The following is a 26470-nucleotide window of genomic DNA, read 5'->3' as shown; positions in this document are numbered from 1 at the left end:
CACCCCTACTGCGTATCGACGAGCACCGTTCACCCGACAATGCACCAGTCCGGCATTCGGTGAAAACCGAACACGCGAAAGGGTCACGCCCGGCAACGCGGTGACCGGTCCCGCTGCGCAGCCCGGCGGCTGCCGACCGCACAGCGGGACACGCGGTCAGACCCGCCGCCGGAACCAGCCCGGCCACGGTCCAGCTCGGGGCCGTCCTCCGGCTCCGGCGGCGCGGCGGCCTGGCAGCGGGCGGCTTCCTCGCGGGCGGCGCCGTCGGCGTGTCAGGTGCCCCCACGCCGACACGTCTCCGGCAGGAACGGCTCGACTAGGGCGTGTCCGGCGGATCATGTGGCTGTCGGACTGTTGGCTCGTTGTGTGTGGCATGGGGCGGGGTGATCTGACGAATGTCGAGTGGGTCCGGCTGGAGCCGCACTTGCCGGCATCAGGGCTGCGTGGGGGCCGGTGGAACGACCATCGCAGAGTGATCAACGGGATCTTGTTCCGGGTCAGGACGGGCATACCGTGGCGGGACCTTCCCGAGCGTTTCGGCAGCTGGAAGACCATCTACGAACGGCACCGGCGTTGGTCGGCGGACGGCACGTGGGACCGGCTCCTGCAGGCGGTCCAGGCCGACGCCGACCTCGCGGGGCGGATCGACTGGAGCATGGTCAGCGTCGACTCGACGTCCTGCCGTGCCCATCAGCACGCGGCCGGCGCTCGCAAGAAGAAGCCACGCGTCCCGAAAAAAGGACGACGCCTCGGCACCACCGCCCCGACGAAGGACTCGGACGGTCCCGGGGCGGCCTGACCTGCAAGGTTCACCTCGCCGGTGAAGGCGGCTGCAAACCCTTGGCCTTCCTGGTCACACCCGGCCAGTGGGGTGACGCGTCGCAGATGATCGAGGTCCTCGAACGGATCCGTGTCCCCCGCGCTCAGGGCGGTCGCCCCCGCACCCGGCCAGGCCATTTGGGCGGCGACAAGGCATACAGCTCACGTCGGAACCGGCGTTACCTGCGAAGACGCCAGATCAAGCACACAATCCCCGAACCGAAGGGCCAGCGGGCCAACCGCAAACGCCGCGGCAGTGGGGGCGGTCGGCCTACCGGCTTCGACAGCGAGATCTACAAACGCCGCAACGAAGTCGAGCGGACGATCAACCGGCTCAAGAACTCCCGGGCCGTTGCCACCCGTTACGACAAGAGGGCCTACGTATTCCACGGCACCGTCACCACCGCGGCTGTCCGGCTATGGCTGCGAGGCTGAGCCGGCCTGCAGTCTCAGTCTCCTAGGAACCACAGGTACAGGCCCTGCCCGTCCAGGACCACCTGCCCCAGTTCGATCAACTCGCGCACGAACTCATCAGTCAGCACGCCTGCAGGCAGCCGCGGTACCTCCTCCAGCAGGGTGGACACCTGCCGGTGGTTGAAAACGGTGTCCGCGTACGGGAGCAGGTGTCCCAGCATCGGAAACACTGACTGATCAAGACCAGCCAGTTCAGGACCCCAGAGCACATCATGCTTCGCGCGGGCCTCGATCGTGCCGTTCTCGCCTCGGACCTGGAGGTTAATCACGGTCAGACCCTATGGCCTCATGATCCGCCGGACAGAACCTAGGCACTGACCGGCGGATCTTGGATGGTTGCTCCCCGCGAGGACTATCGTCTGGCCATGGGATCAGCGGGGGATAGTTTCCGGAGCCGTTGGGTGTTCGTGGGTAGGACGCTGGTCAAGCGTCCATGGCTGATCGTGCGCTGGGCTGTGCTCGCAGTCGTGGCGGTTGCGGCCGGGAAGATCGTGCCGCAACCGTGGAGCGCGGGTGTCTATCCCGTGGTCTTGTTTGTTGGGCTGCTGCTGTTTTCCCGGGCGTCGACTCGGAAAGAGTGAGCCCGCTCAGGGTCGAAGCCAGAGTCGGATCGCTGCGACCGTGACTGTGCCGTGGAAGACGTAGGCCCTCTTGTCGTAACGGGCGGCGACCGCGCGCGAGTTCTTGAGCCGGTTGATGGTCCGCTCGACCTCGTTGCGCCGCCGGTAGCGCTGGCGGTCGAAGCTGGCAGGTCTGCCGCCCGCGCTGCCTCTGCGCTGGCGGTTGGCCCGTTGGTCCTTCGGCTCGGGGATCGTGTGCTTGATGTGGCGTCTTCGCAGGTAGCGGCGATTCGGCGGGAGCTGTAAGCCTTGTCGCCGCTGACGTGATTGGGCCGGGTCCGGGGCCGCCCGACCAGTGGGCGGGGCTCCCTGATCCGGTCTAAGACCTCGATCATCTGCGGGGCGTCACCCCACTGACCCGGTGTGATCAGTAGAGCCATGGGGCGGCAGCCGCCTTCACCGGCGAGGTGGATTTTGGAGGTCAGACCGCCCCGGGACCGTCCGAGTCCCTCGTCGGGGCGGTGGTGCCGGGGCGTCGTCCTTTTTTCGGGACCCGTGGTTTGGTCTTGCGGGCGCCAGCCGCGTGCTGGTGGGCCCGGCAGGACGTCGAGTCGACGCCGACCATGGTCGGCGTCGGCCTGGACCGCCTGCAGGAGCCGGTCCCAGGTGCCGTCCGCCGACCAGCGGCGATGCCGCTCGTAGACGGTCTTCCAGGAGCCGTAGTGTTCGGGCAGGTCACGCCACGGGACACCGGTACGGACCCGGAACAGGATCCCGTTGAGCACGGGCCGGTGGTCGTTCCACCGGCCGCCCCGACCACCCGGCAAAGGCAGATGAGGCTCCAGCAGCAACCACTCGTGATTCGTCAGATCCCCCCGACCCATGACCCAACCAACGAGCGACCGGTCGGAAAGTCACATGATCCGCCGGACAGCCCCTAAGAACTCCTAACGAAATGATCTTCGAGGTGGTTGGATCGTTCCGGGACTGATGATCCGGGGGGGGGGGCGGGGTGGCTCGGCCGAAGCCGTGGGTAGTCGATGACGAGTTGTGGGCGGTGATCGAGCCGCTGTTGCCCAAGGTTGAGCGCCGGACCCGGCACCCTGGGCGCAAGCGGCATCCGGACCGGCTCGTGTTCCAGGGCATCCTGTTCGTCCTGCACACCGGGGTCGCCTGGGAACACCTGCCGCAGGAACTCGGTTTCGGCTCGGGCATGACCTGCTGGCGCCGCCTGGCCGAGTGGTCCGAAGCCGAGGTGTGGCCGCGACTGCACGAGACCCTCCTCGCCAAGCTCCGCAGCGCGAACGCCCTGGACTTCTCCCGGGCGGCCGCCGACGGCTCCCATATCCGCGCGTTAAAGGGGGACCCAAGACCGGACGCAGCCCCGTCGACCGGGGCAGGACGGGCAGCAAGCACCACCTGATCACCGACGCCACCGGCATCCCGCTCGCCGCCATCCTGACCGGCGGCAACCGCAACGACGTCACCCAGCTGATCCCACTCCTCCAGGCCGTGCCGTCTGTGTGGGGCAAACGCGGCCGGCCCCGACGCCGACCGGACGTGGTACTGGCAGACCGCGGCTACGACCACGACAAGTACCGCCGTCTCGTATGGGACCTCGGCGTGAAGCCGCTGATCGCCCGCCGCGGCACGGAACACGACTCCGGCCTGGGCACCCAACGCTGGGTCGTGGAACGCGCCTTCGCCCACCTGCACTGGTCCCGCCGGCTGCGGAGCCGCTGGGAGATCAGCAACGACATCCACGAAGCCTTCCTCACCCTCGGATGCGCACTTATCTGCTGGCGCCGCCTGCGCGCTCTGGCGACCGATGCCGTGGGCTAGAGCGTGTCTCCTTGATCCGCTTGTCGGTTGATCGGACATGTCTGTCCGCTTAGTGATCACTGATGCGATGTGGGACCGGATCAAGCCGTTGATGCCTGCCGATCCGGTCCGCGGTCGACGGTGGGCCGATCACCGTCGCACCCTGGAAGCCATCGTGTGGAAGTACCGCACCGGCTCGCCTTGGCGGGACCTGCCAAACGAGCTCGGCTCATTCCAGACCGCTCACAAACGGCTGCTCCGGTGGGCTGTGGACGGCACCTGGGAACGGATCCTCTCCGCATTCCTGGCAGCGGCCGACGAGGCTGCTGACATCGGCTGGACCGTGTCAGTGGACTCCACCGTCTGCCGTGCCCACCAGCACTCCGCCGGAGCCAGAAAAAAAGGGGCGCCCGATCGAGCTGAGCCCGACGATCACGCGCTTGGTCGTTCCCGCGGCGGCCTAAGCACGAAGGTCCGTCTCGCCAGCGACAGCCATGCACGCCCCTTGACCCTCCGTGTTACCGCGGGCCAGGCGGGTGACGCACCAGCCTTCGAGGCTGTCATGGCCGGTATCCGTGTTCCGCGAAGCGGGCCGGGAAGACCGAGAACCCGACCGGACACCGTTCTGGCGGACCGCGCGTATTCGTCACGCGCGATCCGGAAGCATCTCCGCCAACGCGGGATCCGCGCTGTCATTCCCCAGCCGTCCGACCAGGCCGGCCACCGTCGGCGCCGAGGCCGTTCAGGTGGCCGGCCGCCCGCCTTCGACGCCGAGGCGTACAAGCAGCGCAACGCGGTCGAGCGATGCATCAGCCGACTCAAGCAGTGGCGGGGCCTGGCCATGCGAACGGACAAGCTCGCCATCGCCTACCGGGCAGCGCTCTACCTCGCTGCCATCCTCATCTGGGCCCGGGCATAGGGGCGTCGGGCCGCATAATTTGGAGACGACCTTCTCAGGCCAGCATGGCAGCATGCAGCAATGGCCCTTCGACACCCCGACGGCGACTACGCGATCACCGCGATGTACTCCGTGCCCGATGACGCCTGGTATCTGGAACTGGATCTCGTGGCCGGGCAACGGACGCTCGTGACCGCAATCGTCCCCGACGAGGATCCGGCACGGGAACCAACGGTGTGCTTCACCCCGAACGCAGGACACACTGACGTCCCGTACGAGGTCATGCGCTGGTTTATGCACCAGGTCGATGAAGAGATCCGTACCTCCCGAGCCTGGATGCAGCTGAGACCGGAGCTCGTCGAGATCATCTACCAACTCCGTCAGGAGCACATGGGCGTCATCGGCGATGACGACTTTCCCCAGATGCTGGCGGACGTGCGTACCACGGTCCCCGAGGAAGACCTCCCCGACGTTCTAGAAGCCGCCTTCGGACGAAATCCTGACGGCACCACCATGAACCCCCCGCAAACGCCCCAGCTTGTAGACGGTCAAGGAGACAGGACCTAGCTATCTGCGCTAGCCGGTTGAGGACTTCCCTGGGCGTGAAGCTCCAGCCGACCAGACGCGGCCCACTCCAGTTGACGCCGATCACGAGTCCGTCCCGGGCAGCATCGGGCAGTACAAGATCACACCAGGTGTCCAAGGGCATGGAATCGACGCGGAGCCCACGACCCCAGATCTTCGCCGCCCTCTGAGCCCGGGGCGAGGTCGACCAGAAGGGAAAACTTCGTGTGCCGTCCGCGGAGAGGTGAGTCGGGCTTCCGTCATCATCCCGGACAAGCCAGACCACTCTGTTTTCACGGACGTCTCGGAAGAATGCCGCCGCTTGCGAACCGCTCTGACTCATGGCCACCGAGCCTAGCGTTCCCCAAGACCCATTTCGTTAGGAGTTCTAAGCGCGCGTCGAGCGCTCGTCGCTTGGCTTTGTCCATGAGAACAGCCCCTGGCTCACTTCCATGGATCAGTTCCGAACGCTATTAACGCTGGCCCGGTGGCGTGCAACGGTGAGCGATCGTGCAGGCTGAGCACATGACCAGCCGCGTGGAGAAGTACCTCGCACATCTTGATCGACGTTCCGGTGGAAGAGAGCCCCGCTTCTTCCCCGTCGAATCGACCAAGCAGGGGCTGCACGGCGTGGCGGAGATCGTTTACGACAACGTCCCGGACGGGCTTCTCACGGCGCTCACCTACGGCTTGTCGCTGGCAGAGCATCCGGTTTGGCAGCACGGCTCGCCGGAACTCTGTCTCAGTGTGAACTCGACGAACGTGATCTGGGCCCACGCGGTGGGCTACCTCGCCGAGCAGCTCCGTGGAACCTGCCCCTTCAGCTACGGCAGCACCATCGACTTCGGTGAGCGCATCGTGCCCGAGTCAGAGATGACGGCATTCTGCGTGTTCGCTCCGCTGGTCCTCGACCGAGACGACTACCTGGGCATCGACGTCGGCATTCCGGGACACGAGAGCCACGACGTGATCACCATCCAAGGGATGTACCCCATCCACGAGATCGAACGACAGTTCATCAACGAGCACGGGCTTGAATCCTTTTGGAAGAGCAGCTGGGAGCCCACCGACGTCCTCCGGCGCCCCGCCATCTGATCCGAGGAAGGACGCCGCCGACACATGGGCGGAGACACCTCATGCGATTAGGCGTCAAGTTCGGCGTCGGTGAGGTAGCGCCGACTGGCATCTCATTCTTCATCCGGGAAGAAGGTATCTGCGATCTGCACGAGTTGGTCGTCGCTCAGCTGTGGAGGCGTCCACCCACGGTGGCGTGCATGATCGACGAATCGGTCGTCGACGGAAACGTGGTAGCGCTCGACGTAGTGGGCGAGGTCGGTGTGCCAGAACCACTCACCATCGGTGAGAAGCCGAAGACCATCGATGAACTGCTTGTCCGGGCTGAGGAAGTCGTAAACAGCTGATCCAGTCGCAGCAATCACGCTGCCGGCACGCAGGTATCGCACGAGGTCCTCCTCGTACGGGTCGCCTTCACTGCGCACTGCAGCAATCAGGGAGGGGCCCTCTGAACTTCCATGCTGCAGTTCCCAGAACTCGCCGAGGAAGCGGTCTGCGGGCGGGTATTCACTGGTCACCGCCAGGAGCCTAGTCGATCAGATGTCCGGCACGGCCTGGGTGGATGACGTTCCGTCCTGAGAGGAGAGGCCACCGCCTCGTCGAAGGGAGTGCGGGTCGGCAGGCAGTGGTGGAGCCGGCCGAGCAACCCATTGAACAGGTGCCGCAGCTCCTGCATGTGCCAGTCCCCTCCTGCCCGGCGGCGCCGGAGTCCGCGCCTGAGGGACCACCGAAGCAGGCGAAGGCTCACAGGTGTCCGACGTGGTCGAGTCGGTTCCCGCTGTGCCGGCGGCCGCCGACCGCACGGCGAGGAACACGGTCAGGCCCGTCGGCGAAACCAGCCACGGCCCTGCTCAGGCCCGGGGCCGTCCTACGGAACCGGCGGGGCGGCGGCCTGACGGCGGGCAGCTTCGGCGATTGCTTGTTCGCGGGCGACGTGGCCAGCCGGCAATGCCAGCCTCCGTGCCGTGCCGGACGGCGGGATGTGGTCGGTGCGGTGCTGGGCGCGGTAGTTGTGACCCGCGAAATCCGCTCTTGCCACCTTCGCCCCGTGACCGCCGGGCTCACGCTCGACTGCGGCTCCGGGAGCATCGAGGGCGCCGTCAACCGGATCAAGAAGATCAAGAGGCAGCTCTACGGCCGAGCCGGGTTCGCGCTGCTGCGCAAGATGATCCTGCTCCAGTGAGTCTCCGCGACCGCGACCCCAGAGGTTGCGTCGGAACGTCTTCTGACCCCAGTCGTCAGAAGCGCGGCCCGACAGTGGGATGTGAGACCAAGGCACAGGCGGCGATCCGCAGTCGCGCTTCCCATGCCGCCTCGTCGAGCCCCCACGTGTACTCGATACAGCACGCGCATGACGGGAGCAGTGCCAAGAATGCTTGCTCCTCAGCAGTCTCGACCTCCGCCTCCGACCACTCGTCCGATGCCAACTCAGCAAGATCCACCTCCCCGGCGGTGAATCGCGCGGCCAGCCTGCGCAGCGCGTATCGTCGGGCCAGGTGGTGATCGGGCAGATTGATCCCCAATTCTTGAAGAGCCTGCTCGAATGCGTCACGGATGTCTCGGGGGTCAGCATGACGAGGCAGACCGGCGAGCTCGCACAAGGCCGGCGAGTCCATTCCGATTGCGAGTGCCTGAGCAGCGGCCATCGGCAGGTCTTCCGGACACGCCTGATCCGCCTGATACAGCCACGCTGCCTCCACCAGCGGCGGATAAGCGCTGCGGACAGGACTGTCAGGTTCGGATGTGTCATCTATCGCTGCCATGATTCATACGATGCCCGGGCGGCTCGCGAGAGTGCGCGGAAATTTCGACTGTCCCTGCAAGCCGCCCTGCGGGCTGACCCGACTCGTGCTGTTGCCCCGGTGACACTCTGCAACGACTCCCCAAGATCTGTGTCAGAACCCCGTTCTCACCTACAAAGCCGGTGCGGTTTCGTTGATCCGGCAGGTGCGGGCGGGGCGGCATCCTGGCGGCCTCTGTGAACGTCGGAGTCATGGGGCTCCCAGATCCGTAAGGCCCGTCCGGGCCCCGCACAAGACCGGACGGGGGCTGCGGCAGGAGCCCGGCGAGGGCAAGACCGCCCGATTGATCGTGCCCGTCTTCCTGCGCCCCGGCGAGGACCCGCAGGACATGACGGCCTCCCCAGCTACTGCCCGCTCGTCGCCGTGCCGGCCACCTCGCCGCCTACGCCGGCCTCGCCCCCGCGACCCGCAGTTCCGGGTCCTCGATCCGCGGCGAACAGTCCTCCCGCAGGGGGAACAAGCAGCTCAAACGGGCCTTCTTCCTCGCCGCGTTCGCCTCCCTCGCCGACCCGGCCTCCCGGACCTACTACGACAGAAAAATCGCCCAAGGGAAGCACCACACCCAGGCCCTGCTCTGCCTTGCCAGACGCCGAGCCGACGTCCTCTTCGCCATGCTCCGCGACGGAACCTTCTACGAGTCGCGACCAGCCGCAGCAGCCTGACCCTCAGCCTCGCCCCACACAGAGCAGTCACGCTCGTCAACCGAGTCGATCACGACCGGATGACCGCAGAAGTCACACGGACGCATGCCCTCGCCCGCCGAATCCCCAACCGACACGTCATCGCTCATGACAGCCACACTGCCACCCGACCACCTTGACCAAAGACATAGGGGCCCCCCCCGGACAACGCGAACGCCTCAAACACCTCGGCCCACCCCCGCCCGACCGACCCGGGGCCCCGCCCTGAGTTCTTGTTCCGGCCGGGACCGTCTCCGGGCCGACCGCCGAGAAGACGAACTCCTTCGAGCGCGGACTGACCGCGCTCACCCAGTACGCGGAACGCGAAGGCCGCACCGTCGCCCGCCCCCGGACCCACATCGAGGCAACGCCCCACGGACCGATCCGCCTGGGCACCTGGATCAGCAACACCCGCAGCCGACGCAACCGTCTCAGCACCACCCAGCGCGCGCAGCTCGCCGCGCTCGGCGTGACCTGGGCAGCCGAGCGACGGCTCCCGGACCGGCTGGGGCAGTGAGTGCGGAAGCCGGGATGGGAAGTGACATCGCTGCGGGGGCGGAGATCCTCCAGGTCCTCATGGGAATCGCAGCTCCCCCAAGTTGGCAGGCGTCTGGCGCGTTCTGTATACGTCCGGTCACGCATCGCGGCGTGCGGCGATCTCCACCGCGTTGGCGCGGATCCATTGCAACAGCGGATCCAGTGCCGCCGCCGCGCCGTGGCCCAGCATGGTGACGGAGTACGTCACCGGCGGCGGCTGTCCCGTGCCGACCTGGCGGTGCACCAGGCCGTCCCGCTGGAGTGAGCGGAGCGTGGCTGCGAGGCTCTTGTCACTGATTCCCGCGACTGCCGTACGGAGCTCGTAATAGCGGAGCGGTCCGGACAGGAGTGCCGTGAGGACCAGAATCGTCCACCGGCCGGCGAGGTGTCCCAGCACCTCGCGTGCCGGGCAGTCCTTGTGGAACACGTCACTCATCACTTCTCTCCCAGGCTCCTGGGGTGCACGCTCACCACCGGGTGAGCACCGCACCACGTGGTAAGCGCATTCCGCCGCACCGCCGCTCTCCCTAGGTTAGTGACCTGGTCACAACCAAGGAGGCAGCATGCCACCGACCACACTCGTCACCGGCGCAGCCCGTGGCCTGGGAGCCGCCATCGCGCGGCAACTCGCAACGAACGGGCACCACGTGATCGTCAACTACCGCACTGCTGCCGCCGACGCGGCCGAAGTCGTCCGCGGCATCGAGGCCGCCGGCGGGCGCGCATCGAGCGCCAGAGCCGACATCACCGACCCGTCTGCCGTCGACGGTCTGGTGACCGCCGTCCTCGCCGACCACGGGCGGATCGACAACCTCGTCGTCAACGCCAACACCGCCCCACCGCCATTCGACTCACTGGCCGAGCTGTCGTGGGCGGCCTTCGCGGCAAAGGTCACCGGCGAGCTGGCCGGTGCATTCCACGTCACCAAGCGCGTCCTCACGCCGATGCGGGCACAGGGAGCGGGCCGGATCATCTACATCGGCAGCACCGCCGCGGACTACGTCGGCGAAGGCCGGCTCGCGCACGGCACGGCGAAATCCGCTCTTGCCACCTTCGCCCGCCACGTCGCCGCGGAGAGCGCGCGCGACGGCATCAGCGTTCTCGTCGTGGCGCCCGGTGCGGTCCGGACACCGGCCACCGCGGACATCCTGGCGGGCGATCGCGGCACCGTCCTCGCCCGCGAGTCCGTCCTGGGCCGGGTACTTGAACCCGAAGACGTCGCCGCGGCGGTGGCGCTCGCCGCCGACCCTGCGCTCCGCGCGGCCACGGGCACGACACTGCGGATCGACGGCGGCTGGTCGGTCCTCATCGGCGGCCCGGCCAGCTAGGCACTGCCGCTCGGAACGAACGGCCTCGGGGACAGTATTGAGCGGCGCACCTGGCAGCGGTCCGCTTTCGTCCCTGCGCCCCCGTCAGCACGCGTGCTCAGCGAGGCCCCTCGTGGTCGCCTCGTTCAGCGACCTGGGCCCACGTCGAGGAGACACCCCGCGCCCGGCCGGGCTGTGCACCTGGATCAGCGACACCCGCGGCCGCCAGGGCTGTCTCCGCACCGCCCAGCGCGCGTAACTCGACGCGTTCGGCGTGACCTGGGCAGCCGATACCTTCCCCACCCCGACACACAGAACAGGGAGGCACCGCGTGAGCATCGAAAGCACGGGTCAGGAGGCCGGGAGCACGATTCCGCCGAGCAACACGCCGGCCGATCGCTGTGCCGACGGTGCCGGCCCTCGGTGCCGACGCCCGGTGAGATGTGGTCGGCGCGGTTCGGCGCGGTGTGGTTGTGCCGCTCCGTCGTCCCTCGGGCCCCGTGTCGAGGTGGCATTCCACGGCCCGGTCCGGCTGGACACCTGGGGCAGCGACCCTCGCAGCCGCCGGACCGCCTCGCCCCGTCACACCCTTACTCGGCGAGGACGTCCGTGGCCGGAAAGCAGATCACCAGCACCGCGAAGTTGATCCGCGACCAGCACGCGAAGTTCATCGGCCGGATGACGGTCCGCTCAGGGATCGACGGACCGGAACGGGGGCCCGTGGGCCGCTGGCTCCGACGGCCGGAACACATCGTCGAGGACGACGCACACCGGACGGCCGCGCACGGGAACAGGGCCGGCGACGTCCCGGTCCGCCACGGCACCGGCCGCCACCTCCCCCACGACCACAGTGCTCGTCCCGGCCGCCACACCCCGGCTCCCGTCCCTGCCCGCAGAATCGCGGAATCCGACACGCACCTCGTAACCGACGGGCGCGGCGCTCCGGTTCTCCACCCGGACCAGGGCCATGGGCGCACCGGTCGTCGCGTCGCGGCGGCAGGAGGAGAGGGTCACGTCGTCGGACGGGGAGCGCGTGTTCTCATGGGCGCTGCCCATCTGGGAGAAGCCGTGGCTGATGGCGGCGATCGGCGTCAGCACCACCAGCACGCCGATCCCCCCGATCAGGACGACCATCCAGACGGGCAGCCCCGGCCGGGGCCGCGGAGACAACGGTGCACCGGGATACATCGAGTAGGTCATGGCCCCCGCCCCTCCCGCACCCCCCGGTACGGCCCGCTCCAACGGTAGGCGTGGCATGCTCCCGCCGACAGCTCGGAGGGATCACGGCCGCACTACGAACGGGCGCAGCCCCGGACCCGCTCGGGCTCCGGGGGCCGCGTCGCAGGGCGGGTGCGGGGTGCTCATCACAGGCGCTGGACCAGAGCCCGGCACTCGCCCCACAGCCCCTTGGGCCTGTGGTCGCCGAAGGTCTTGAAGTGCTCGGGGACCAGGGCCGCCTCCTCGCGCCAGACCTCCTTGTCCACGGTGAGCAGGAAGTCGAGGTCGAAGTCGGACAGGCCCAGGCCCTCCGTGTCGCTCCGCGGCCCGGACAGCCGTTGGCGGCGATGTCTTGCCGGACCAAAAATCGAGGGCGTCCGGCTTCGCGCGCTCGGCGGCCGCGTATCCGCGGGCGACCTTCGCGACGCGCAGATCGAAGGGCGGGCGGGCACGGGAGCCGGCTGCTGGCTCCTGCCGGATCGCAAGCGACAGGATCGACATGCACGGTGGAACATGCACGGTGGTTGCGTGGACTCGCCCATCGTGATTCACCGACCGGCGAGCACAGGGACACCGTACGGGGGCGGATCGCCCGCTTCGCCCACGATGACCACGACGTCACCGAGTTCCTGCACCGGGCCGGCCTGTCCGACACCGAGCAGCTCCTGGACGGAATCGCGAGGTCACATGTGAGTAGCGTCGATATTCAACGATCTGACCAACTGCGTAAGTTCGGCGTGGAAGAGCTTGTCCGGTGAGAGTGTCTGGGCACGCAGGTGGCCATAGATCTCCAGCGTGACCAGGCCGTGCAGGTGCCCCCAGATCCGCAACGCCAGGGCCACTCCGGCCGGCGGTAGCACCGGGAACGCCGGGCGGACCTTGTCGAGCAGGCCGGGGTCGAAGTCGTCCCAGCCGAAGTCGCCCTCCCCGTTAGCCTGTTCGGCGCAGCCCCAGGCCGTGTCGGCCAGCGCGGCGATGCCGATGCAGACGCGCCGGGCGGCGTCCGGCGCGGCGCCGCCGGCTGGGGCGCGGTAGCCGGGGACGGGGTCGCCGTAGATCAGCCGGAAGCCCTCGGGGTTGGCCAGCGCCCAGTTGCGGAAGGCGTGCGCCCAGGACCGTATCCGCTCGGCCGGGGCGGCTTGCGCGGAGGCTGCCCAGGCGGCGTCGACGGCGTCGGCGAGCGCGGTATAGACGTCCGCGATGAGGGCGGTGACCAGGTCGTCGCGGGTGGCGAAGTAGCTGTAGATGGCGTTGGGGGTCATACCCATCTCGCGGGCGATCGCCCGCAGGGTGATCGCGTCGGGGCCGCCCGAGCCCATCAACTCCAGTGCTGTGCGCTTGATCTCGGTGGTCGTCTCGGCGCGCAGTCGCTCACGTCGTCCGGTGCTTCGGGTGCCTGCCACGCACTCACTCTACAGCGTCACTGAACCGATTGCCGCACAAAGACTTCACACCATATAGTTTTCGCACGGCGTGCGGTTATGTGGCCTCATGCCGTCCATCCGGCATGACTACGGCATGAACCAAGGGGAGAACCATGCACATCGGCGTCATCGGAGCCACCGGCACCATCGGCAGCCGGGTCGTCACTGAGGCCCTCCAACGCGGACACCACGTCACGGCGTTCAGCCGGGACGCCTCCACGATCACCGACCGGCGGGAGAACCTCAGCTGGGCGAGCGTCGACGTTCTGGACGCCGCGAGCATCGCCGCCGCCCTGCCCGGCCTGGACGTCCTGATCAGTGGCTTCCAGCCGGGGAACGCGGCGAAGGACTTCGCCGACACCGTCCAGCGCTCGATCGCGGACCCGACCGTCTATGCGGCTGCTGCTCGGGCCCTGATCAAGGCTCTGGAGAGCCATCCCCGCACCCGGCTGATCGTCATCGGTGGCGCCGGCAGTCTGGAGATCGAGCCGGGCGTCGTCCGCGCCGACCACGAGGAGCTCATCCACGCGTCGCTCGACGAACTCGGCCTGCCCCGCCAGTACGCCGCCGCCGTACGCGGCCACCGAGAGGCGCTGAACGTCCTGCGCGCCTCGAACCGGCTCTGGACCTACTTCAGCCCCGCCGAGCAGATCGCCCCCGGCGAGCGCACCGGCCGCTTCCGCATCGGCGGTGACCAGCCCGTGCTGAACGCCGACGGCCTGAGCCGGATCTCGGCGGAGGACGCCGCGATCGCCCTGGTGGACGAGGCAGAGCTGCCTCGCTTCGTCCAGCGCCGGTTCACCGTCGGCTACTGAGTCTGCTACTGACTCGGCGTCCCTCCTACCGGCGCCCGCAGGCCGGATCGGGCCGCCTCCAACGACCCGATCCGGTCCGAAGACGGACACGCATCGCCGCTTGCCCGGCTCCCTGCCGAACACCTCCCCCACACATGCTGCTGTGCTGGTCGAACTGGCGCAGACAACCGTCAGGCGGCGACTCGACGTCTACCGAGGACGGAGCGGTGCGGACACCGAGGACCTGGAGGGAGTTGAGTCGGGCTGTCCGACTCGCTCGCCCGCGACTGGTCGGTCAGTCGTTCTACTCCGCTGGGTTGAGCAGGGCGGTGAACGGCTCCGCCTCAATCCACTTGATCTCCTTTCGGCCGCCTGACCCAGCCCCGGGCGCGAAGCAGGCGTCTCCGCTCTCGCGGGGCAACAAGCTGGTCTCCCTGCCGGGAATCGGATCGCCATCAGCGGGGTTGGTGGGAGACGAGCCGATATCGGAGGGGTCATGCGAGCGATTCAGGTGTACGAAGTGGGCGGTCCCGAAGTGCTGCGGGAGGCCGAGGTGGACCAGCCGCGGCCGGGGCCGGGCGAGGCGGTCGTGGAAGTGGCCGCATCCGGGGTCAACTTCCTCGACGTGTATCACCGTGAGGGCCGGTACAGCCTGCCGCTGCCCTTCACCCCGGGCTCCGAGGGCGCCGGAACCGTCGTCGAAGTGGGGCCCGGCGTCGCTGACGTAGCGGTCGGGGACCGGGTCGGCTGGGTGGAGATCCCCGGGACGTATGCCGAGCGGGCCGTCGTGGACTCCTCCCGGCTGGTACCGCTGCCCGACGACATCGACTTCGAGACCGCCGCCGCCGTGCTCCTCCAAGGCATGACCGCGCACTACCTCATCAAGGACGCCTACCCGGTCCGGGCCGGCGACACGGTGCTCGTGCACGCGGCCGCCGGTGGCATGGGGCTGCTTCTGACCCAGCTCATCACCGATCTCGGCGGCAGGGTGATCGGCACGACGTCGACCACGGCGAAGGCCGAGCTGGCAAAGCGTGCCGGGGCTGCGGAGGTGATCCTTTCCTCCGCAGTCGACGATCTCGCAGCCGAGGTGAGGCGGGCCAACGGCGGTCAGGGACTGCCGGTCGTCTTCGACGGCGTCGGCGCGCACACCTTCGACGCGAGCCTCGCCAGCCTGCGCCCCCGCGGCCATCTCGTACTCTTCGGCGCGGCAAGCGGTGCCGTGCCGCCGTTCGATCCGATCCGGCTCGCCCACGGCGGTTCGCTGACCCTGATCCGGCCCAGCCTCGGGGACTTCATCACCGATCGGTCCGAACTGCTCCAACGGGCCGCCGACGTGTTCGAGTGGGTACGCTCCAAGGCACTTGAGGTCACCGTAACCGGCCGCTACGCATTGTCCGAGACCGCCCGAGCCCACAGCGATCTGGAGGCTCGGCGCACCACCGGCAAGCTCCTCGTCATACCCGCCGCGGCCGCTTCCGCAAGCCGCGAGGAGACACAGAGCTGATCGCGGGTGACCAGGTCGGGAGCGTGAGGACCGAGACGTCCGTACGCGGATGGCAGGGCAACGGTTGCCGTACGCGGGCAGAACACCGGATTCACCCATGAAGATGATGCGCCCGCGCCGGCAGGGACGTCGTTGTGGGGATTCGCCTGCCGGGGGTGAACCAGTCCTGGTAGGTGAGGAGTCGCCAGGGCCGGTTTCATCTTGCGGGTGGGGTAGGTGGCGTGGCAGGGGTGGTGTGTGTGGACCAGGCTGATGGGGGCGGCCGCGCAGAACGTGGGCGAGGTGACACTCCAGGTCAGCCCCAACGCCGCCATGGCCAAGCCCACCGGCCTCAACCGGACCTCCCCCGACGGCCGCCCGCGCCGGTCGACGTCGTTCAAGCGCCAGAGAGTGCGAGGACAGGGACACTCCCGCAAGTTGTCTCCCGACCCTGCGAGCCGGCAACTCAAGCAGTAGGCCATCACCGCTGCCAAGGTCCAGCACGCGCATGCTTCCAACTACCTGATCACATAAGATCTCATTAGCTTGACCCGCCGCCTGGATGATGGGCACGGCCGAACGCCTCTGCGGTCACTGCCGGGTACTCGGCGTGGAACGCCTGCAGACATGCCTCTGGCGGTGCGGCAGTCGTCACTCTCCGAACCTACGCCGCAGACCCTTCGCGCGGCCGTCCGTCATTCTGGAGAAGCTCCGCAACAGTGGCCGACGCGCTCGCCGCCGGCCTGTCCGGCGAGACCGGGACTGCTGCCCCATACCGGGTAGCCGACCGGGCCGACCGGCACGGGGAACACGGCCTGGCCATCCACCTCCAGCGCCGCAGCCTCGACAAGGTCGTCGTCGACCGCTGATCACCACCCCACGTCGGACTCGTCAGGAGAAGGGTCGGGTGACCACCGAGGCGGAGCACACCGGACCTGTCCCCGACCTCACTGTCCCTCTGTCCGCCGTCGTCGCCCGGGCGCTTGGCGACGACGGCGGACAGCGTGCCGTGCAGTTCGGTGCCGCCCTGCACGGCGTCGCGCAGCTGTGCGCCGGCGGGTCGAGCACCGAGGACCTTGCGACCTGCATCCTGATGTCCAACGGACCGATGACCCGGGTGGAGGGCATCCGGGAAGCCGTCGTGCGTCGGCACGCCGCGCAGGGCAGCTCGTACGGCGCGTTGGCAGGCGCCATGCCGGATGGGGCGACTGAGGCTCCGCACGCTCCCGCGACAGGCCAGGAGCGGTCCGTGGGGATCTAACATCCGCTACGGACCACACATGACATGCGACTCCGGTCGCGTCGCAACGCCCGGCATCAGAACCGAGTGTCCTTCGCGGTGCCCAGGAGTGGCAGACCGGCCGCATACCGGCGAAGGTATCCCGCGGTGGAAGTGTCAGCGCCGGCGACGGTGTCCGGAGTGCCCTGCGCGACCACTGCACCTCCGTCGGGGCCGGCTCCCGGGCCGAGGTCGATCACCCAGTCCGCGGCCGCGGCGACGGGGATGTCGTGTTCGGCCACGACGACGGTGTTACCGGAGTCGAGCAGCGAGTCGAGCGCGTCCACGATCCTTTGCACGTCGGACGGGTGGAGACCCGAGACAGGTTCGTCGAGGACAACGAGTCCGGCCTTGCGGCTCGCCGTTCCGCGCTGGATCGCGGAGGCGAGTCTGAGGCGCTGGGCCTCGCCGCCGGACAGTTCGGTGGCGCTCTGGCCGAGTCGGAGGTAGCCGAGCCCGACCCGGTCGAGTGCGGCGAGGGTCTCCGCCAGCTGCCGGGGTTCGGTGAACACCTCCCCGGCCTCGGCAACGGTCAGGCCCAGCACTTGGTCGATGGACAGGCCCTGGTAGGTGACCTGAAGGACCTCGGGCCCGTAGCGCCTGCCGTCGCACGTGTCGCACACCACCCACATGTCGGGGAGGAAGTGCATGTCGACGAGCCTGCGGCCGTATCCGGTGCAGGTCTCGCACCGGCCGCCGGCGGTGTTGAAGCTGAACCAGGAGGCGCCGAGACCGAGGGCGCGTGCCGCGTCGGTGGCGGCGAACAGCCTGCGGATGATGTCGAACGCCTTGCTGTACGTGGCCGGGTTGGACCGCGGCGTGCGCCCGAGGGGTTCCTGGTCGACCACGGCGACCCAGCCGAATCCGTCGAGTCCGGTCACCTCTCGTACGGCATCGGCGGCCGCGCCTTCGAGGGCGGCCTCTACGCCCGCCGCGAGTGCGCCGAGGACGCTGCTCTTGCCGCTGCCGCTGACCCCGGTCAGGCAGGTGAGACACCCGGCAGGCAGGCGCAGCACCTCTGCGGCCGCGTTGTGGGCGCGCAGTCCGTACAGTTCCACCCAGCCGACGTCATCGCGGACCTGGCGGGGGGTGCGGCGCAGGCTCGGCGGGTTGTTCGCCAGGTAGCGGCCGGTGGCCGAGGTGGGGTCGGCGGCGGCCAGGGAGGGCGGTCCGCAGACCAGGACCTCGCCGCCGAGGTGGCCCGCGCCGGGGCCCATGTCGACGATCCAGTCGGCGCGGGCGACCAGTTCGGGGTCGTGTTCGACGAGGAGGACGGTGTTGCCGGTTTCGCGCAGCTCCAGGGCGATGTCGAGGAGGTGTTCCTTGTCCGCCGGGTGCAGCCCGGCGCCGGGTTCGTCCAGGATGAAGATGACGTCGCTCAGTTCGGTTCCGAGCTGGGCGACGAGCCGGGTGCGCTGCAATTCACCGCCGGAGAGTGTGGTCGCGCTGCGAGAGAGCTGGAGGTGGGCGAGGCCGAGCCGGTCCAGGAGGCGGAGCCGGCGTCCGAGGTCGTGCAGCAGGGGCTCGCCGATGGTGCGCTGCCGGGTGTCGAGGGAGTCGGCGACGTGGTCGGCCCAGCGCCGGACCTCGTGTACATCCACGTTCAGCAGATCCGGGTAGGTCAGGTTTCCGAGGCGTACGGACCGGGCGACGCGGTCGAAGCCCGTTCCGTGGCAGATGCCGCACGCGTGCTTGCGCATGTACGGCAGGTAGCGCTGCTTGGCGTTGGGTGTACGGGCGTTGGCGAACACCCGCTCCACTTCCGCGAGTGCGCCGCGCAGTGGTTGGCTGGAGGTGTAGGTCATGCGCGCCGTCTGGTTCCTGTTCGGGATGTCGACGGTGGCCTCGACCGGTTCCTTGCCGGTGCCGTACAGGATCGCGTGCTGAAAGGCCGCGGGCAGCGACTGCCAGGGGCGGCCGAGGTCCACGCCGCGTTGGGCGGCGAGTGCGGGGATGAACATGTGCTCTCCGGAACGCCACTTGGCGTACCAGGGAGAGGCGCCTTCGAAGAGGGGAAGGTCGGGGCGGGTGATCACGAGGTCTGCGCTTGCCCGCCAACGTCCGCCGGTGCCGTGGCAGTCCGGGCAGCTGCCTTCGGGAGTGTGGCGGTCGAAGTGTGCCGTGGTCAGGGGGCCGGTGTCCCCGGCCGGGCCCGGATCGGTGTCCGGGCCCGTCCTCGGGAGGCGGGAGTAGAGCAGCCCGAGGTGCCCGTCGATCCCGGTAATGGTGGCGACCGTGGAACGGGGGTTGCGGTTCAGCCGGCGCTGGTCGACCGCGAGGGTGGCACCGAGGCCGAGGATGCGGTCGACCTTGGGCCGGTTGCGCTGGGTGATGTACTGGCGTACGAACGGCGAAAGGCCCTCCAGGTAGCGCAGTTGCGCCTCACTGTGCAGGGTGTCGATGGCCAGTGAGGTCTTGCCGCTGCCGCTGACGCCGGTGAAAGCGACGAGCCTGCCTTTCGGGATGCTCACGGACACGTCGCGCAGGTTGTTCGTGCGGGCGCGCACGACCTCGATGGTGTCGCGCCTCCTGCCGGACCCGGCAGCGCCGGGCTCCGGTGCGCGCGTGTCCGCCTCGGGCCGGGTCACGCCTCGTCCGCCTGCCGGCCGAGCTTGGCGAAGTCGGGGGCGTAGACGGTCATCCACTGGGGGCGCAGTCGGTAGAAGACCACCTCGTTGTCCCAGTCGAAGGCGTCGTCACCGTAGAAGTCGCGGAAGTACGCGAGCAGGTCCGGCCAGTCGGGGTGCGGCTCGCCGCGACGGGGGTTGAGGATCTCCGCGGTGCCGTGTGTGAACACGCCCAGATCCTCCCCCCGCAGGTGCGCAGCGCTGACACTCGGACGGGCTGCGAGGTGCCGGGCCTTCGCGGCGCCGCGCGCGGTGCCGAAGTGCCATTTCCCGTGCAGGAAGTGCCCGTCCACGCCGCTGACCCGCGGCTCGCCCTTGGCCGTCACGGTGGACAGCGCGAGCGTGCACATGCCGGTGAGCACGCGAGTGAGCTGCTCGGCCGTGAGCGTGCGTTCGCTGCTGATGATCGACCGCAGGTGCGCCGTGGAGCGGGAGAGCGAGGCATCGAGGAGGGCTTGGAGCCGGTGCAGATCGGCGGGTGTTTCACGCATGGGAATCCTTTGTCCGTCCGTTGTCCCGGCCCGCACCACGCACGCGGCACCGGCCGATGCCCCACTCTCTCCACAAAACCCGACATCCCTTGTCGTGCTTTTTCTGTGGTGTGGCTCTGTCGCGGTGTGGCCCTGTTCACGACGGGTGGGGAGCCGAAGGCGTCGTGGAGTTCGGTGCGGCGTTCCCAGCGGACGGCAAACGTTCGAACTGGTGGAGCAGAGCGAAGGTCTGCTCGACGACGTGGCAGACCTTGCCCAGGCACTTGTACTCGTCGCCGTGGGCATGGGAGTCGTAGCCCTTGTCGCCGAGCAGGGCGTCGGCCCGTCCCGTGACGGGCGGAACGTCGTCGACCAGGGCGAGGGCCCGGGTGACGTCCCTGAACCGGCCTTCGACGGCAGTCGGCGGCCGGGTGGCTACGACGAGGGAGTGACCGGCGATGCGGAGGCGGCGGCTGTCGCCTGGCGTCGTGCGGGTCGCGGGGCCGGCTCGTCAGGGGCGGTAGGCGTCAGCCCGCGATCAAGATCCCTCCCGCCACGGCCGCGGCGACCCCCACGAGAAGGGCGCCGACGGCGAAGGTGATCTCGCCGACGCGGGAGCGGTGTTCGGCGGCGAGGTCCGTGGTGAAGACGGCCGGGTTGTCGGGGCGGTAGTGGATCGTGAGGTCCCGGCCGCGCGCGGAGGCGGGATCGCTCAGCCCTGTGGTGCGGTAGGCCGTGACGGCGGTGCCGTCGTGGGTGGTGAAGGCGACGACCGGGGTGTGGCTGGTGGCGGTTCCGCTGTCCTCGTCGACGGTGACGTCCTTCAGTACGGCGATGACGCGGCCCGGGACCGGGCCGCCGGAGGCGAGGCCCTCGATGCGCAGGCGTGTGTCGCGTACGGTCCCGGGCAGGTACTTCGCGCCCAGCAGCGTCCAGGGCACGCCGAAGCCGATGAGGGCCCACGGCCAGCCCCGGTCGATCGAGGCGACGACGACCAGCCCGACGTAGATGAGGAAGACCGCGAAATTGGGCCAGCCGAGGCCGCTCCGTCCGGCGTCCGGATCGGCGGTGAAGCGGTAGGCGTGCGGGCGGCCGGGAGGGTAGCGGATGCCGATCTCCCGGCCCGTCCAGGCCGTGCTGATGCGGTCGCCGCACTCGCCGTCGTTGGTGACGGTGAACTCCTGTTCCGTGACGGGATCGCGGAAGGTGACGACCACGGCGATCCCCTCGCGTCCCGAGCTCCCGTGCCGGGGTCCCGTGATCCGTTCGATCCGGCCCATGACGCGGACCGCCCGCTGGCCGCGGGTCACCCCGGCCAGCGCCCGTCCGTATCCGACGAGCGCGACGGCGCCGAGGACGACGCACCACACCGCCAGATATCCGTGCCAGCCCATCCGTGCTCCTCCTGGTCCTCATGGCCTGCCCCGCCCGGCTCACCCGTTCCGTTCGGGTGCCCGTCCCGTCCGTCAGCGCGCCGGGACGCGCCGCACGATCTCGCCGTTGCCGTTCGCCTCCAACGAGGCGGCGCCGTCGGCCCCGGCCACCCCGACCCTGAGGGTGAGGGCGCCGGACAGGCTCTCGGCGGTGAGCTGCCAGGTCCGCGGGGAGCGGACGCCGAGCGTGGTCCTGGCCTCCCGAACGAGGGCGGGGATACGCGGGTAGGGCAGCGCGTTCAAGTCAAAGCCGGGCGCCTGCGAACCCGCAGGGGTGAAGACGACGGTGAGGAGGCGGTCCTGCACGACGACGGTGAGAGCCTGGCGCTTTCTGACGTCGCCCTTGGTGAGCGAATCGACCGCCGAACGCAGCCGGCCCTCGTCGAACAGGGACTGTCCGGGGCCGAGGGCGACGGTGCCGGACGCGGCCGAGACGATTGTGGTGGACGAGGTGCCGGGGGCGGCGGGCCCGGCGGCCGAAGGGGGCCGGTCGGTCGGGTCTTCCGGGCCGAAGAGGTCGGCCCGGAAGGCGAAGACCACGCCGGCCGCTCCGAGCAGCAGGGCGAGGAGGGTGAGGTAGCCGCCGACGGTGCCGTCCGGGGCCGGCGCGTCGGTCAGGGCCGGGCCGGGCGCTGAGTCGATGCGGGCCGCGGTCGCGCGGTCCTCCCATTCCGGTGTCGGGCGCTTCACCAGCTTCACCGCCCACGGCTGGTGCGGTGGGTACCGGACGACGACGGTGCCGCCTGGTTTGTAGTCGGACAGGTCGACGAGATTGACGGACTGGGTGCACTCGACGCGGTAGGCCGGTCCGCTGTCCGGGGCGACGGTGAGGTCGAAGCGGACGGGCACGTCGCTGGTCTCCCCTCCGGTGGCGCGCAGGCTCTCGATCCTGGCGAGCGCGGTACAGGGGACGATGGCCGCCTGGCGTGCGCGCTCGGGCGCCCCAGCGGCGAGGACCAGCAGTCCGTAGGCGATGGGGACGGCCAGGCCGCCGACCAGCAGCGGAACGCGTTCGAGGACAGTGCCGACGACGAGTGCGGCGAGCGAGCTCCCGATCACCGCACCCGTGAGGATCCCGCGGGCGAGGTCGAGGGGGGTGCGGCGCGTCGGCGGTGCGCTCGCAGGGGCCGGCGTGATCGTCATACCGAGATTGTGGCGGTCCGGGCCGCGGCCCGGTAGGCGTCCGGGTGTCTTTCTCCCTCCCCCAACCGCGTTTCCAGGGAAGGGTGTTGTCGCCTCCTGGACAACACGGGCAGGTGGCCGATGGTGATGACCGTTCCGGGCACCGGGAAACCGCGACTACGGTCAGGGCGCGGTTGGACGCACCCGGCAGCCCTCGTTCCCTGATCGGTCGAGGCGTCACCGCGGACACGGCCGCGAGCCGCTGCGTACTGGTTCACGCCGCACGGGCCCGTGCTCGCGCTCTTCACCGTTCGGGGGTGCCCTCTTGCCGAGCAGGAGCGGGCGCCGGGGTTCGGCTGCCCGGCCTGATGCCGGGCCTGCTCAGCAAGAAGGGCCGCCGCGAGCGGCTCAGTGCCGGTCGCCGCTGTCCTCCCGGCGGTTCTTGATCAGTACGACGCCGGCTCCCACCGCCACCGCGGCGGCGAGGGCTGCCCAGACGAGGTGCCCGGGGACGGCGGCGGCGAGAGCGCTGACCCGCTGCTCCCAGGCGTACTCGGTGTCCACGTCCGGTACCGACGGGAGCGCGGACGTCCCGTCGAAGGCCAGGAAGACTGCGCCGAGCGTGATGAAGAGCAGGCCGCCCGTCACGGAGGTGCTGTGGAGGTGCAGGGGGCCGAGCCTGAACCCTCGTCCTCGCAGCCACGCGCGTCGTCCCAGGTGCCAGCGGTCCCACGCAAGGGCGAGGACGAACAGCGGAGCGGCCATGCCCAGGGCGTAGACCGCCAGGAGGAAGCCGCCGCGCAGTGGGCTGCCGCCGAGTGCGGCGACGGTGAGGATGCTGCCCAGGATGGGGCCCGCGCAGAATCCAGCGAGCCCGTACACCGCGCCCAGGGCGACGGTGGAGAAGGTCGAGCCGCTGGGGGCGCCGGCTCGCTGCTGGAGGCGGCGGAAGCCGAAGCCGAGCCCGAGGAGTTGCAGAACCCCCAGGCCGATCATGGTCCATCCGCCGAGGAGGACGAGGGTGTCCCGATGGCCGATGAACAGGCGGCTGGCGAGGGCCCCGGCCGCCCCGAGGGGGACGAGCGTCAGGCACAGCCCGCCGTAGAAGGCCGCGGTGTGCCGCAGCAGACGCGTCCTGTTGGTGAAGGAGTAGGCGAAGAAGGCAGGCAGGAGGAGAGCGCTGCAGGGACTGAGCAGGGCGAGCAGCCCGCCGAGGAAGGCGAGAAGAGGGCCGGCGTCGGTCACTTCGTCTCCTTCCCGCTCCGGATGAGGGCGTCGCGCACGGCCTTGTCGAAGACTTCGGTGGGTTGTGCGCCGAGGACGGGGGTGCCGTTCACGAGGAAGGCGGGCGTGCTGGTGACGCCCAGGGCGTACCCCTCCTGCCTGTCACGCTCCACGGCCTGGTGCGCCTGGTCCGATTCCATGTCCTCACGGAAGCGGTCGAGGTCCGCGACGCCGGCCGCTTCCGCGTGGGCGATGAGCTTGCTCCTGGAGAACTCGCCGGCGTTGCGCTCACGTGGTTCGGCATAGAGGCGGTCGTGGAACTCCCAGAACGCTCCTTGCCGGCCGGCGGCCCAGGCGGCACGGGCCGCGTCTTCGGACTCCTTGCCGAAGATGGGGTAGTTCCGCCACTCGATGCGTAGTGCCCCCTTCTTGACGTGTGTGCGAAGGAGTTCCTGCTCGGTCTCGCGGGCGAAGCGCCCGCAGAACGGGCACTGGAAGTCGGAGTACTCGATCATCACCACGGGAGCGTCGACCGGACCGACGGCCAGCGGGTCGTCGGCGTCGCGGCGTGCCAGGTCGGGGCCCGTCGGCGCCGAGTCTCCGGGTACGGACTCCACCGCTGCCGCGGACCGGGAGGAGTCGGGGCGCGGATCGGGGTCGGAGCCGCCGGTTGCGACGAGTACCGCAGCGGTAGCGGTGGCGGCCACCAGCACGCCGGCGGCCCATACGGTGCGCTTGCGCCGTGCGCGGGCCTGTCGCGTGGCGGATACGGAAGAAGACTTTTCGGGCATGGAGAACACGCTCCTGTGAGCAGAAGATCAGGTGAGCCCGGCCGCCCCCGAGGGGCGGGCTCGGCGAGGTTGTCAGGCGCTGGGCGCGGGGCAGCTTGTCCGGGCGTTGAGGCGCCGTAGCGCCGCCTCGGCGAGCAGCACCAGCGAGGCGAGGGCGAGCAGGGGCTGCAGCGGCGCCCAGTAGCTGAGCGCACCGCCCGTGCCGAGCAGCAGCAGAACGATCTTGTTGCAGACCGGGCAGCCGATCGCGAAGAAGGACAGCATGCCGCCGATCGAGCCGAGCCGACCGCCGGGTGCGGCGGGCGGCCCCGGGCGCATACAGGTGCCGAGGACCAGCCCTGCGAGCAGCGCGGTCAGGGCGAGGGTCGGGTAGTTCCACCACTGGACGGGGATCTCCCGGCCGAAGAACGGGGTGGGGACGACGGCGGTCGGCACGCCGACGGCCAGCGCCGTGGCCACGGCGAAGGCGACTACGGCCGCCCATTGCCGGGGGCCCCACAGCCGCAAGGCGTCAAGGGCGGCGCGAGGCGAGCGGCTGCTGGGGGCGGCGGTGGGGACGGGTTCAGGAGAAGTGGGCGCCAGGCCCATACGGTGTCTCCGTTGCTGAGGAGGGACGCGGGCACGAAGCCGTTCCTCACCGTCGCAGCCCACAGCAGTGCTGGGGTCGGCGTGAGGGGGCGGCGTGGGCCGGTCTAAATCCTCAGGACACAGACGTGCGGAGGTGGTGACTTGGCGGACGAGGCCTCGGTGTGCTCGGGCCACCGTGCAGTCTGCGGGGCCGTGGCTTCACTGAGGGAGGGCGACTCCGCCGCGGCAGCAATGGCGAGGTGCGGGCTGCTCGACTGCTCCGGTGCCTGGCGTTCCGGGCAGGCACCGCCTGCAGCGTCGGAGCTTGCGGCGGATTCCTCGTCCGGCTCGCCGGCGGTGGGAACGAGGGCTTCTCGTCCTACGGATGCCTGCTCTTCGACTGACGCGGGCAGCACCACACCGGTCCCGGGACCGCCGAGGACTGCCGTGCCGGACTGGTCGTGCAGGCCGGTGTGTCCGTGAACGCACAGTTGCGCGATGAGCAGGGCGAGCAGCAGCAGAAGGACGGAACTCAGAGGCCGGTCGGTCGTACGAGCTCGGCGCACCGCTCCTCCTCTGCCGGACAGGGCACATAGGCCCGTAGTAGTGGTCCCCCTCACCCTACTTGCCCGTCCGGCGTAGCCGGCGCAGGGACCGCCCTCCACACAGGTGCGCCGGTCCATCGCGAGGACGAGGGGTCATCTCCGGGTCGTACGCCCCCGGCAGCAGGCGGCGAAAGGTCCGCGGGCGGCGGAGGACGGCGGCGGTGAGGACTGCGGCGGCGATGGCCTCCCGCGAGAGTCACCCGGGCCCGTGGATCTGACCACGCGTCACATTCTCTCGTCCGACCCGCCGCGAAATGGACCGCATCGGCCAATGCGCGGAAGAGCGATGCCCGCGTAGGGCCTGCTGACTGCGGGGCGGAATCCGTGTCCGGTCACCGGGTCTTGGCACGGTCCGTTCCAGCGCCTCTACACTGCCCGGGTGATCGACGATCTCCCTGCCGGACTGACGGCCCGACACCCTGCTGCCGAGGATCACGCGCGGGTGCTGACCGTGCTGGACAGGTGGTGGGACGGACTCAAGGGTGAGGCAGGCGCGATCGAACGCGCGCTGTTGCTTCCGCGCCTGTACTTCCAGCATTTCTCCACCACCAGCTATCTCGTCGAGCGTCCCGACGGAGAACTCGCCGCGTTCCTCGTCGGCTTCTTGTCGCAGACCGAGCCGGACGTCGCCTATGTGCACTTCGTCGGCGTCGACCCGGCACTGCACGGGCAAGGGGTCGGGCGCGCCCTCTACCGCGCCTTTGCCGGGTCGGTCCGGGCGCAGGGCCGCCGGTATGTGCACTGCATCACCAGCCCGGAGAACACCGCCTCTCAGGCATTCCACGCCCGGCTCGGGTTCGAGGCAGGGCCCGTTCAGCCGGACTACGACGGCCCCGGACTCGACCGCGTGGCGTTCATCACCGACCTGGCCGGTCATCCAGAAGCGATGTAGGT

Annotated in this window: 25 protein-coding genes and 4 pseudogenes; 14 read left to right on the top strand and 15 right to left on the bottom strand. The window is 69.5% G+C overall.

The annotated features are described in order from the left end of the window. Nucleotides 1-373 precede the first annotated feature (373 nt). Nucleotides 374-1254, top strand: a protein-coding gene (locus ACZ4FH_RS19805) for an IS5 family transposase (RefSeq protein WP_467306224.1) whose coding sequence is annotated in 2 segments (ribosomal slippage) — nt 374-734 and nt 734-1254 — 882 coding nt in all. Because the reading frame shifts where the segments join, the coding sequence is not laid out codon by codon here. Between the two features lie 14 nt (nt 1255-1268). Here the strand turns inward: ACZ4FH_RS19805 and ACZ4FH_RS19800 are convergent. Beyond that, nucleotides 1269-1562, bottom strand: coding sequence for a hypothetical protein (locus tag ACZ4FH_RS19800; protein WP_467306196.1), 294 nt, complete (start codon nt 1560-1562; stop codon nt 1269-1271). 248 nt (nt 1563-1810) lie between these two features. Beyond that, nucleotides 1811-2737, bottom strand: a complete 927-nt coding sequence (locus ACZ4FH_RS19795) for an IS5 family transposase (protein ID WP_467306194.1) — start codon at nt 2735-2737, stop codon at nt 1811-1813. A 128-nt stretch (nt 2738-2865) separates the two neighbouring features. On the opposite strand from ACZ4FH_RS19795, the gene ACZ4FH_RS19790 reads away from it, so the two are divergent. From ACZ4FH_RS19790 to ACZ4FH_RS19780, 3 genes are all read left to right on the top strand, one after another. After that, a protein-coding gene (locus ACZ4FH_RS19790) for an IS5 family transposase (protein ID WP_467306193.1) occupies nt 2866-3695 on the top strand; the annotation gives its coding sequence in 2 pieces (ribosomal slippage) (nt 2866-3208 and nt 3208-3695; 831 coding nt in all). A gap of 37 nt (nt 3696-3732) precedes the next feature. Beyond that, nucleotides 3733-4593: an IS5 family transposase gene (locus ACZ4FH_RS19785; protein WP_467306191.1), complete on the top strand. Its 861-nt coding sequence runs from the start codon at nt 3733-3735 to the stop codon at nt 4591-4593. A gap of 60 nt (nt 4594-4653) precedes the next feature. Continuing rightward, nucleotides 4654-5139 carry a hypothetical protein gene (locus tag ACZ4FH_RS19780; protein WP_467306189.1) on the top strand — a complete coding sequence of 162 codons (486 nt, stop codon included), beginning with the start codon at nt 4654-4656 and terminating at the stop codon, nt 5137-5139. Nucleotides 5140-5161: 22 nt separating this feature from the next. Here the strand turns inward: ACZ4FH_RS19780 and ACZ4FH_RS19775 are convergent. After that, nucleotides 5162-5479, bottom strand: a pseudogene (locus ACZ4FH_RS19775) (DUF2750 domain-containing protein); the annotation flags it as partial. A gap of 182 nt (nt 5480-5661) precedes the next feature. Here ACZ4FH_RS19775 and ACZ4FH_RS19770 point away from each other — a divergent pair. After that, nucleotides 5662-6231, top strand: a complete 570-nt coding sequence (locus tag ACZ4FH_RS19770) for a suppressor of fused domain protein (protein WP_467306188.1) — start codon at nt 5662-5664, stop codon at nt 6229-6231. 92 nt (nt 6232-6323) lie between these two features. On the opposite strand, the gene ACZ4FH_RS19765 is transcribed toward ACZ4FH_RS19770, so the two are convergent. Then, a complete protein-coding gene (locus ACZ4FH_RS19765) occupies nt 6324-6728 on the bottom strand; it encodes a hypothetical protein (RefSeq protein WP_467306187.1) in 405 nt (134 codons plus the stop codon). A 530-nt stretch (nt 6729-7258) separates the two neighbouring features. Here ACZ4FH_RS19765 and ACZ4FH_RS19760 point away from each other — a divergent pair. Further along, nucleotides 7259-7393: pseudogene (locus ACZ4FH_RS19760) on the top strand (hypothetical protein); the annotation flags it as partial. 55 nt (nt 7394-7448) lie between these two features. Here ACZ4FH_RS19760 and ACZ4FH_RS19755 read toward each other — a convergent pair. Beyond that, a complete protein-coding gene (locus tag ACZ4FH_RS19755) occupies nt 7449-7973 on the bottom strand; it encodes a hypothetical protein (RefSeq protein ID WP_467306186.1) in 525 nt (174 codons plus the stop codon). A gap of 404 nt (nt 7974-8377) precedes the next feature. On the opposite strand from ACZ4FH_RS19755, the pseudogene ACZ4FH_RS19750 reads away from it, so the two are divergent. Continuing rightward, a pseudogene (locus ACZ4FH_RS19750) lies at nt 8378-8674 on the top strand (transposase); the annotation flags it as partial. 307 nt (nt 8675-8981) lie between these two features. After that, a pseudogene (locus ACZ4FH_RS19745) lies at nt 8982-9209 on the top strand (helicase associated domain-containing protein); the annotation flags it as partial. A 117-nt stretch (nt 9210-9326) separates the two neighbouring features. Here the strand turns inward: ACZ4FH_RS19745 and ACZ4FH_RS19740 are convergent. Then, a complete protein-coding gene (locus tag ACZ4FH_RS19740; protein ID WP_467306184.1) occupies nt 9327-9665 on the bottom strand; it encodes a winged helix-turn-helix transcriptional regulator in 339 nt (112 codons plus the stop codon). Nucleotides 9666-9792: 127 nt separating this feature from the next. Here ACZ4FH_RS19740 and ACZ4FH_RS19735 point away from each other — a divergent pair, with 127 nt between their 5' ends. Next, entirely contained in the window at nt 9793-10557 is a 765-nt protein-coding gene (locus tag ACZ4FH_RS19735) for an SDR family oxidoreductase (protein ID WP_467306183.1), read from the top strand. Between the two features lie 669 nt (nt 10558-11226). Here the strand turns inward: ACZ4FH_RS19735 and ACZ4FH_RS19730 are convergent. Further along, nucleotides 11227-11736: a hypothetical protein gene (locus ACZ4FH_RS19730; RefSeq protein ID WP_467306181.1), complete on the bottom strand. Its 510-nt coding sequence runs from the start codon at nt 11734-11736 to the stop codon at nt 11227-11229. A 701-nt stretch (nt 11737-12437) separates the two neighbouring features. After that, nucleotides 12438-13157, bottom strand: coding sequence for a TetR/AcrR family transcriptional regulator (locus ACZ4FH_RS19725; RefSeq protein ID WP_467306179.1), 720 nt, complete (start codon nt 13155-13157; stop codon nt 12438-12440). Between the two features lie 134 nt (nt 13158-13291). Here ACZ4FH_RS19725 and ACZ4FH_RS19720 point away from each other — a divergent pair, with 134 nt between their 5' ends. The 4 genes from ACZ4FH_RS19720 (at nt 13292) to ACZ4FH_RS19705 (ending at nt 16719) form a co-directional block, all read left to right on the top strand. Next, a complete protein-coding gene (locus ACZ4FH_RS19720) occupies nt 13292-13993 on the top strand; it encodes an NAD(P)-dependent oxidoreductase (protein ID WP_467306178.1) in 702 nt (233 codons plus the stop codon). A 475-nt stretch (nt 13994-14468) separates the two neighbouring features. Next, nucleotides 14469-15479, top strand: coding sequence for a quinone oxidoreductase family protein (locus tag ACZ4FH_RS19715; RefSeq protein ID WP_467306177.1), 1011 nt, complete (start codon nt 14469-14471; stop codon nt 15477-15479). A gap of 698 nt (nt 15480-16177) precedes the next feature. Next, a complete protein-coding gene (locus tag ACZ4FH_RS19710) occupies nt 16178-16327 on the top strand; it encodes a hypothetical protein (RefSeq protein ID WP_467306175.1) in 150 nt (49 codons plus the stop codon). A 38-nt stretch (nt 16328-16365) separates the two neighbouring features. Then, the gene (locus ACZ4FH_RS19705) at nt 16366-16719 is read left to right on the top strand and encodes a hypothetical protein (protein WP_467306174.1); all 354 of its coding nucleotides are present in this window, start codon (nt 16366-16368) and stop codon (nt 16717-16719) included. Between the two features lie 56 nt (nt 16720-16775). On the opposite strand, the gene ACZ4FH_RS19700 is transcribed toward ACZ4FH_RS19705, so the two are convergent. The 7 genes from ACZ4FH_RS19700 to ACZ4FH_RS19670 form a co-directional block, all read right to left on the bottom strand. Further along, nucleotides 16776-19244, bottom strand: coding sequence for an excinuclease ABC subunit UvrA (locus tag ACZ4FH_RS19700; protein WP_467306173.1), 2469 nt, complete (start codon nt 19242-19244; stop codon nt 16776-16778). A 77-nt stretch (nt 19245-19321) separates the two neighbouring features. Beyond that, nucleotides 19322-19855, bottom strand: coding sequence for a pyridoxamine 5'-phosphate oxidase family protein (locus ACZ4FH_RS19695; protein WP_467306172.1), 534 nt, complete (start codon nt 19853-19855; stop codon nt 19322-19324). Between the two features lie 506 nt (nt 19856-20361). Beyond that, nucleotides 20362-21228 (bottom strand): DUF3592 domain-containing protein, encoded by an 867-nt coding sequence (locus ACZ4FH_RS19690; protein ID WP_467306171.1) that lies wholly within the window; start codon nt 21226-21228, stop codon nt 20362-20364. 72 nt (nt 21229-21300) lie between these two features. Further along, nucleotides 21301-22410, bottom strand: coding sequence for a hypothetical protein (locus ACZ4FH_RS19685; protein ID WP_467306170.1), 1110 nt, complete (start codon nt 22408-22410; stop codon nt 21301-21303). 387 nt (nt 22411-22797) lie between these two features. Continuing rightward, entirely contained in the window at nt 22798-23634 is an 837-nt protein-coding gene (locus ACZ4FH_RS19680) for a cytochrome c biogenesis CcdA family protein (RefSeq protein WP_467306169.1), read from the bottom strand. Further along, nucleotides 23631-24404 (bottom strand): DsbA family protein, encoded by a 774-nt coding sequence (locus ACZ4FH_RS19675; RefSeq protein WP_467306168.1) that lies wholly within the window; start codon nt 24402-24404, stop codon nt 23631-23633. Before ACZ4FH_RS19675 ends, ACZ4FH_RS19680 begins: the two co-directional genes overlap by 4 nt. A 72-nt stretch (nt 24405-24476) precedes the next feature. Then, a complete protein-coding gene (locus tag ACZ4FH_RS19670; RefSeq protein WP_467306166.1) occupies nt 24477-24992 on the bottom strand; it encodes a hypothetical protein in 516 nt (171 codons plus the stop codon). 963 nt (nt 24993-25955) lie between these two features. Between ACZ4FH_RS19670 and ACZ4FH_RS19665 the strand changes: the two genes are divergently transcribed. After that, nucleotides 25956-26468, top strand: coding sequence for a GNAT family N-acetyltransferase (locus ACZ4FH_RS19665; protein ID WP_467306165.1), 513 nt, complete (start codon nt 25956-25958; stop codon nt 26466-26468). Nucleotides 26469-26470 lie beyond the last annotated feature (2 nt).

This window comes from Streptomyces sp. NPDC024555 (assembly GCF_055559335.1).
Note: the sequence above shows the minus strand (reverse complement) of the source record. Positions and strands in the feature narration are given on the sequence as shown.

Coding starts and splice junctions, on each gene's coding strand:
- ACZ4FH_RS19795 (WP_467306194.1), bottom strand. CDS start 2,737: ATGGGTCGGGGGGATCTGACGAATCACGAGTGGTTGCTGCTGGAGCCT.
- ACZ4FH_RS19785 (WP_467306191.1), top strand. CDS start 3,733: ATGTCTGTCCGCTTAGTGATCACTGATGCGATGTGGGACCGGATCAAG.
- ACZ4FH_RS19780 (WP_467306189.1), top strand. CDS start 4,654: ATGGCCCTTCGACACCCCGACGGCGACTACGCGATCACCGCGATGTAC.
- ACZ4FH_RS19770 (WP_467306188.1), top strand. CDS start 5,662: ATGACCAGCCGCGTGGAGAAGTACCTCGCACATCTTGATCGACGTTCC.
- ACZ4FH_RS19755 (WP_467306186.1), bottom strand. CDS start 7,973: ATGGCAGCGATAGATGACACATCCGAACCTGACAGTCCTGTCCGCAGC.
- ACZ4FH_RS19740 (WP_467306184.1), bottom strand. CDS start 9,665: ATGAGTGACGTGTTCCACAAGGACTGCCCGGCACGCGAGGTGCTGGGA.
- ACZ4FH_RS19735 (WP_467306183.1), top strand. CDS start 9,793: ATGCCACCGACCACACTCGTCACCGGCGCAGCCCGTGGCCTGGGAGCC.
- ACZ4FH_RS19730 (WP_467306181.1), bottom strand. CDS start 11,736: ATGACCTACTCGATGTATCCCGGTGCACCGTTGTCTCCGCGGCCCCGG.
- ACZ4FH_RS19720 (WP_467306178.1), top strand. CDS start 13,292: ATGCACATCGGCGTCATCGGAGCCACCGGCACCATCGGCAGCCGGGTC.
- ACZ4FH_RS19715 (WP_467306177.1), top strand. CDS start 14,469: ATGCGAGCGATTCAGGTGTACGAAGTGGGCGGTCCCGAAGTGCTGCGG.
- ACZ4FH_RS19695 (WP_467306172.1), bottom strand. CDS start 19,855: ATGCGTGAAACACCCGCCGATCTGCACCGGCTCCAAGCCCTCCTCGAT.
- ACZ4FH_RS19690 (WP_467306171.1), bottom strand. CDS start 21,228: ATGGGCTGGCACGGATATCTGGCGGTGTGGTGCGTCGTCCTCGGCGCC.
- ACZ4FH_RS19685 (WP_467306170.1), bottom strand. CDS start 22,410: ATGACGATCACGCCGGCCCCTGCGAGCGCACCGCCGACGCGCCGCACC.
- ACZ4FH_RS19675 (WP_467306168.1), bottom strand. CDS start 24,404: ATGCCCGAAAAGTCTTCTTCCGTATCCGCCACGCGACAGGCCCGCGCA.
- ACZ4FH_RS19670 (WP_467306166.1), bottom strand. CDS start 24,992: ATGGGCCTGGCGCCCACTTCTCCTGAACCCGTCCCCACCGCCGCCCCC.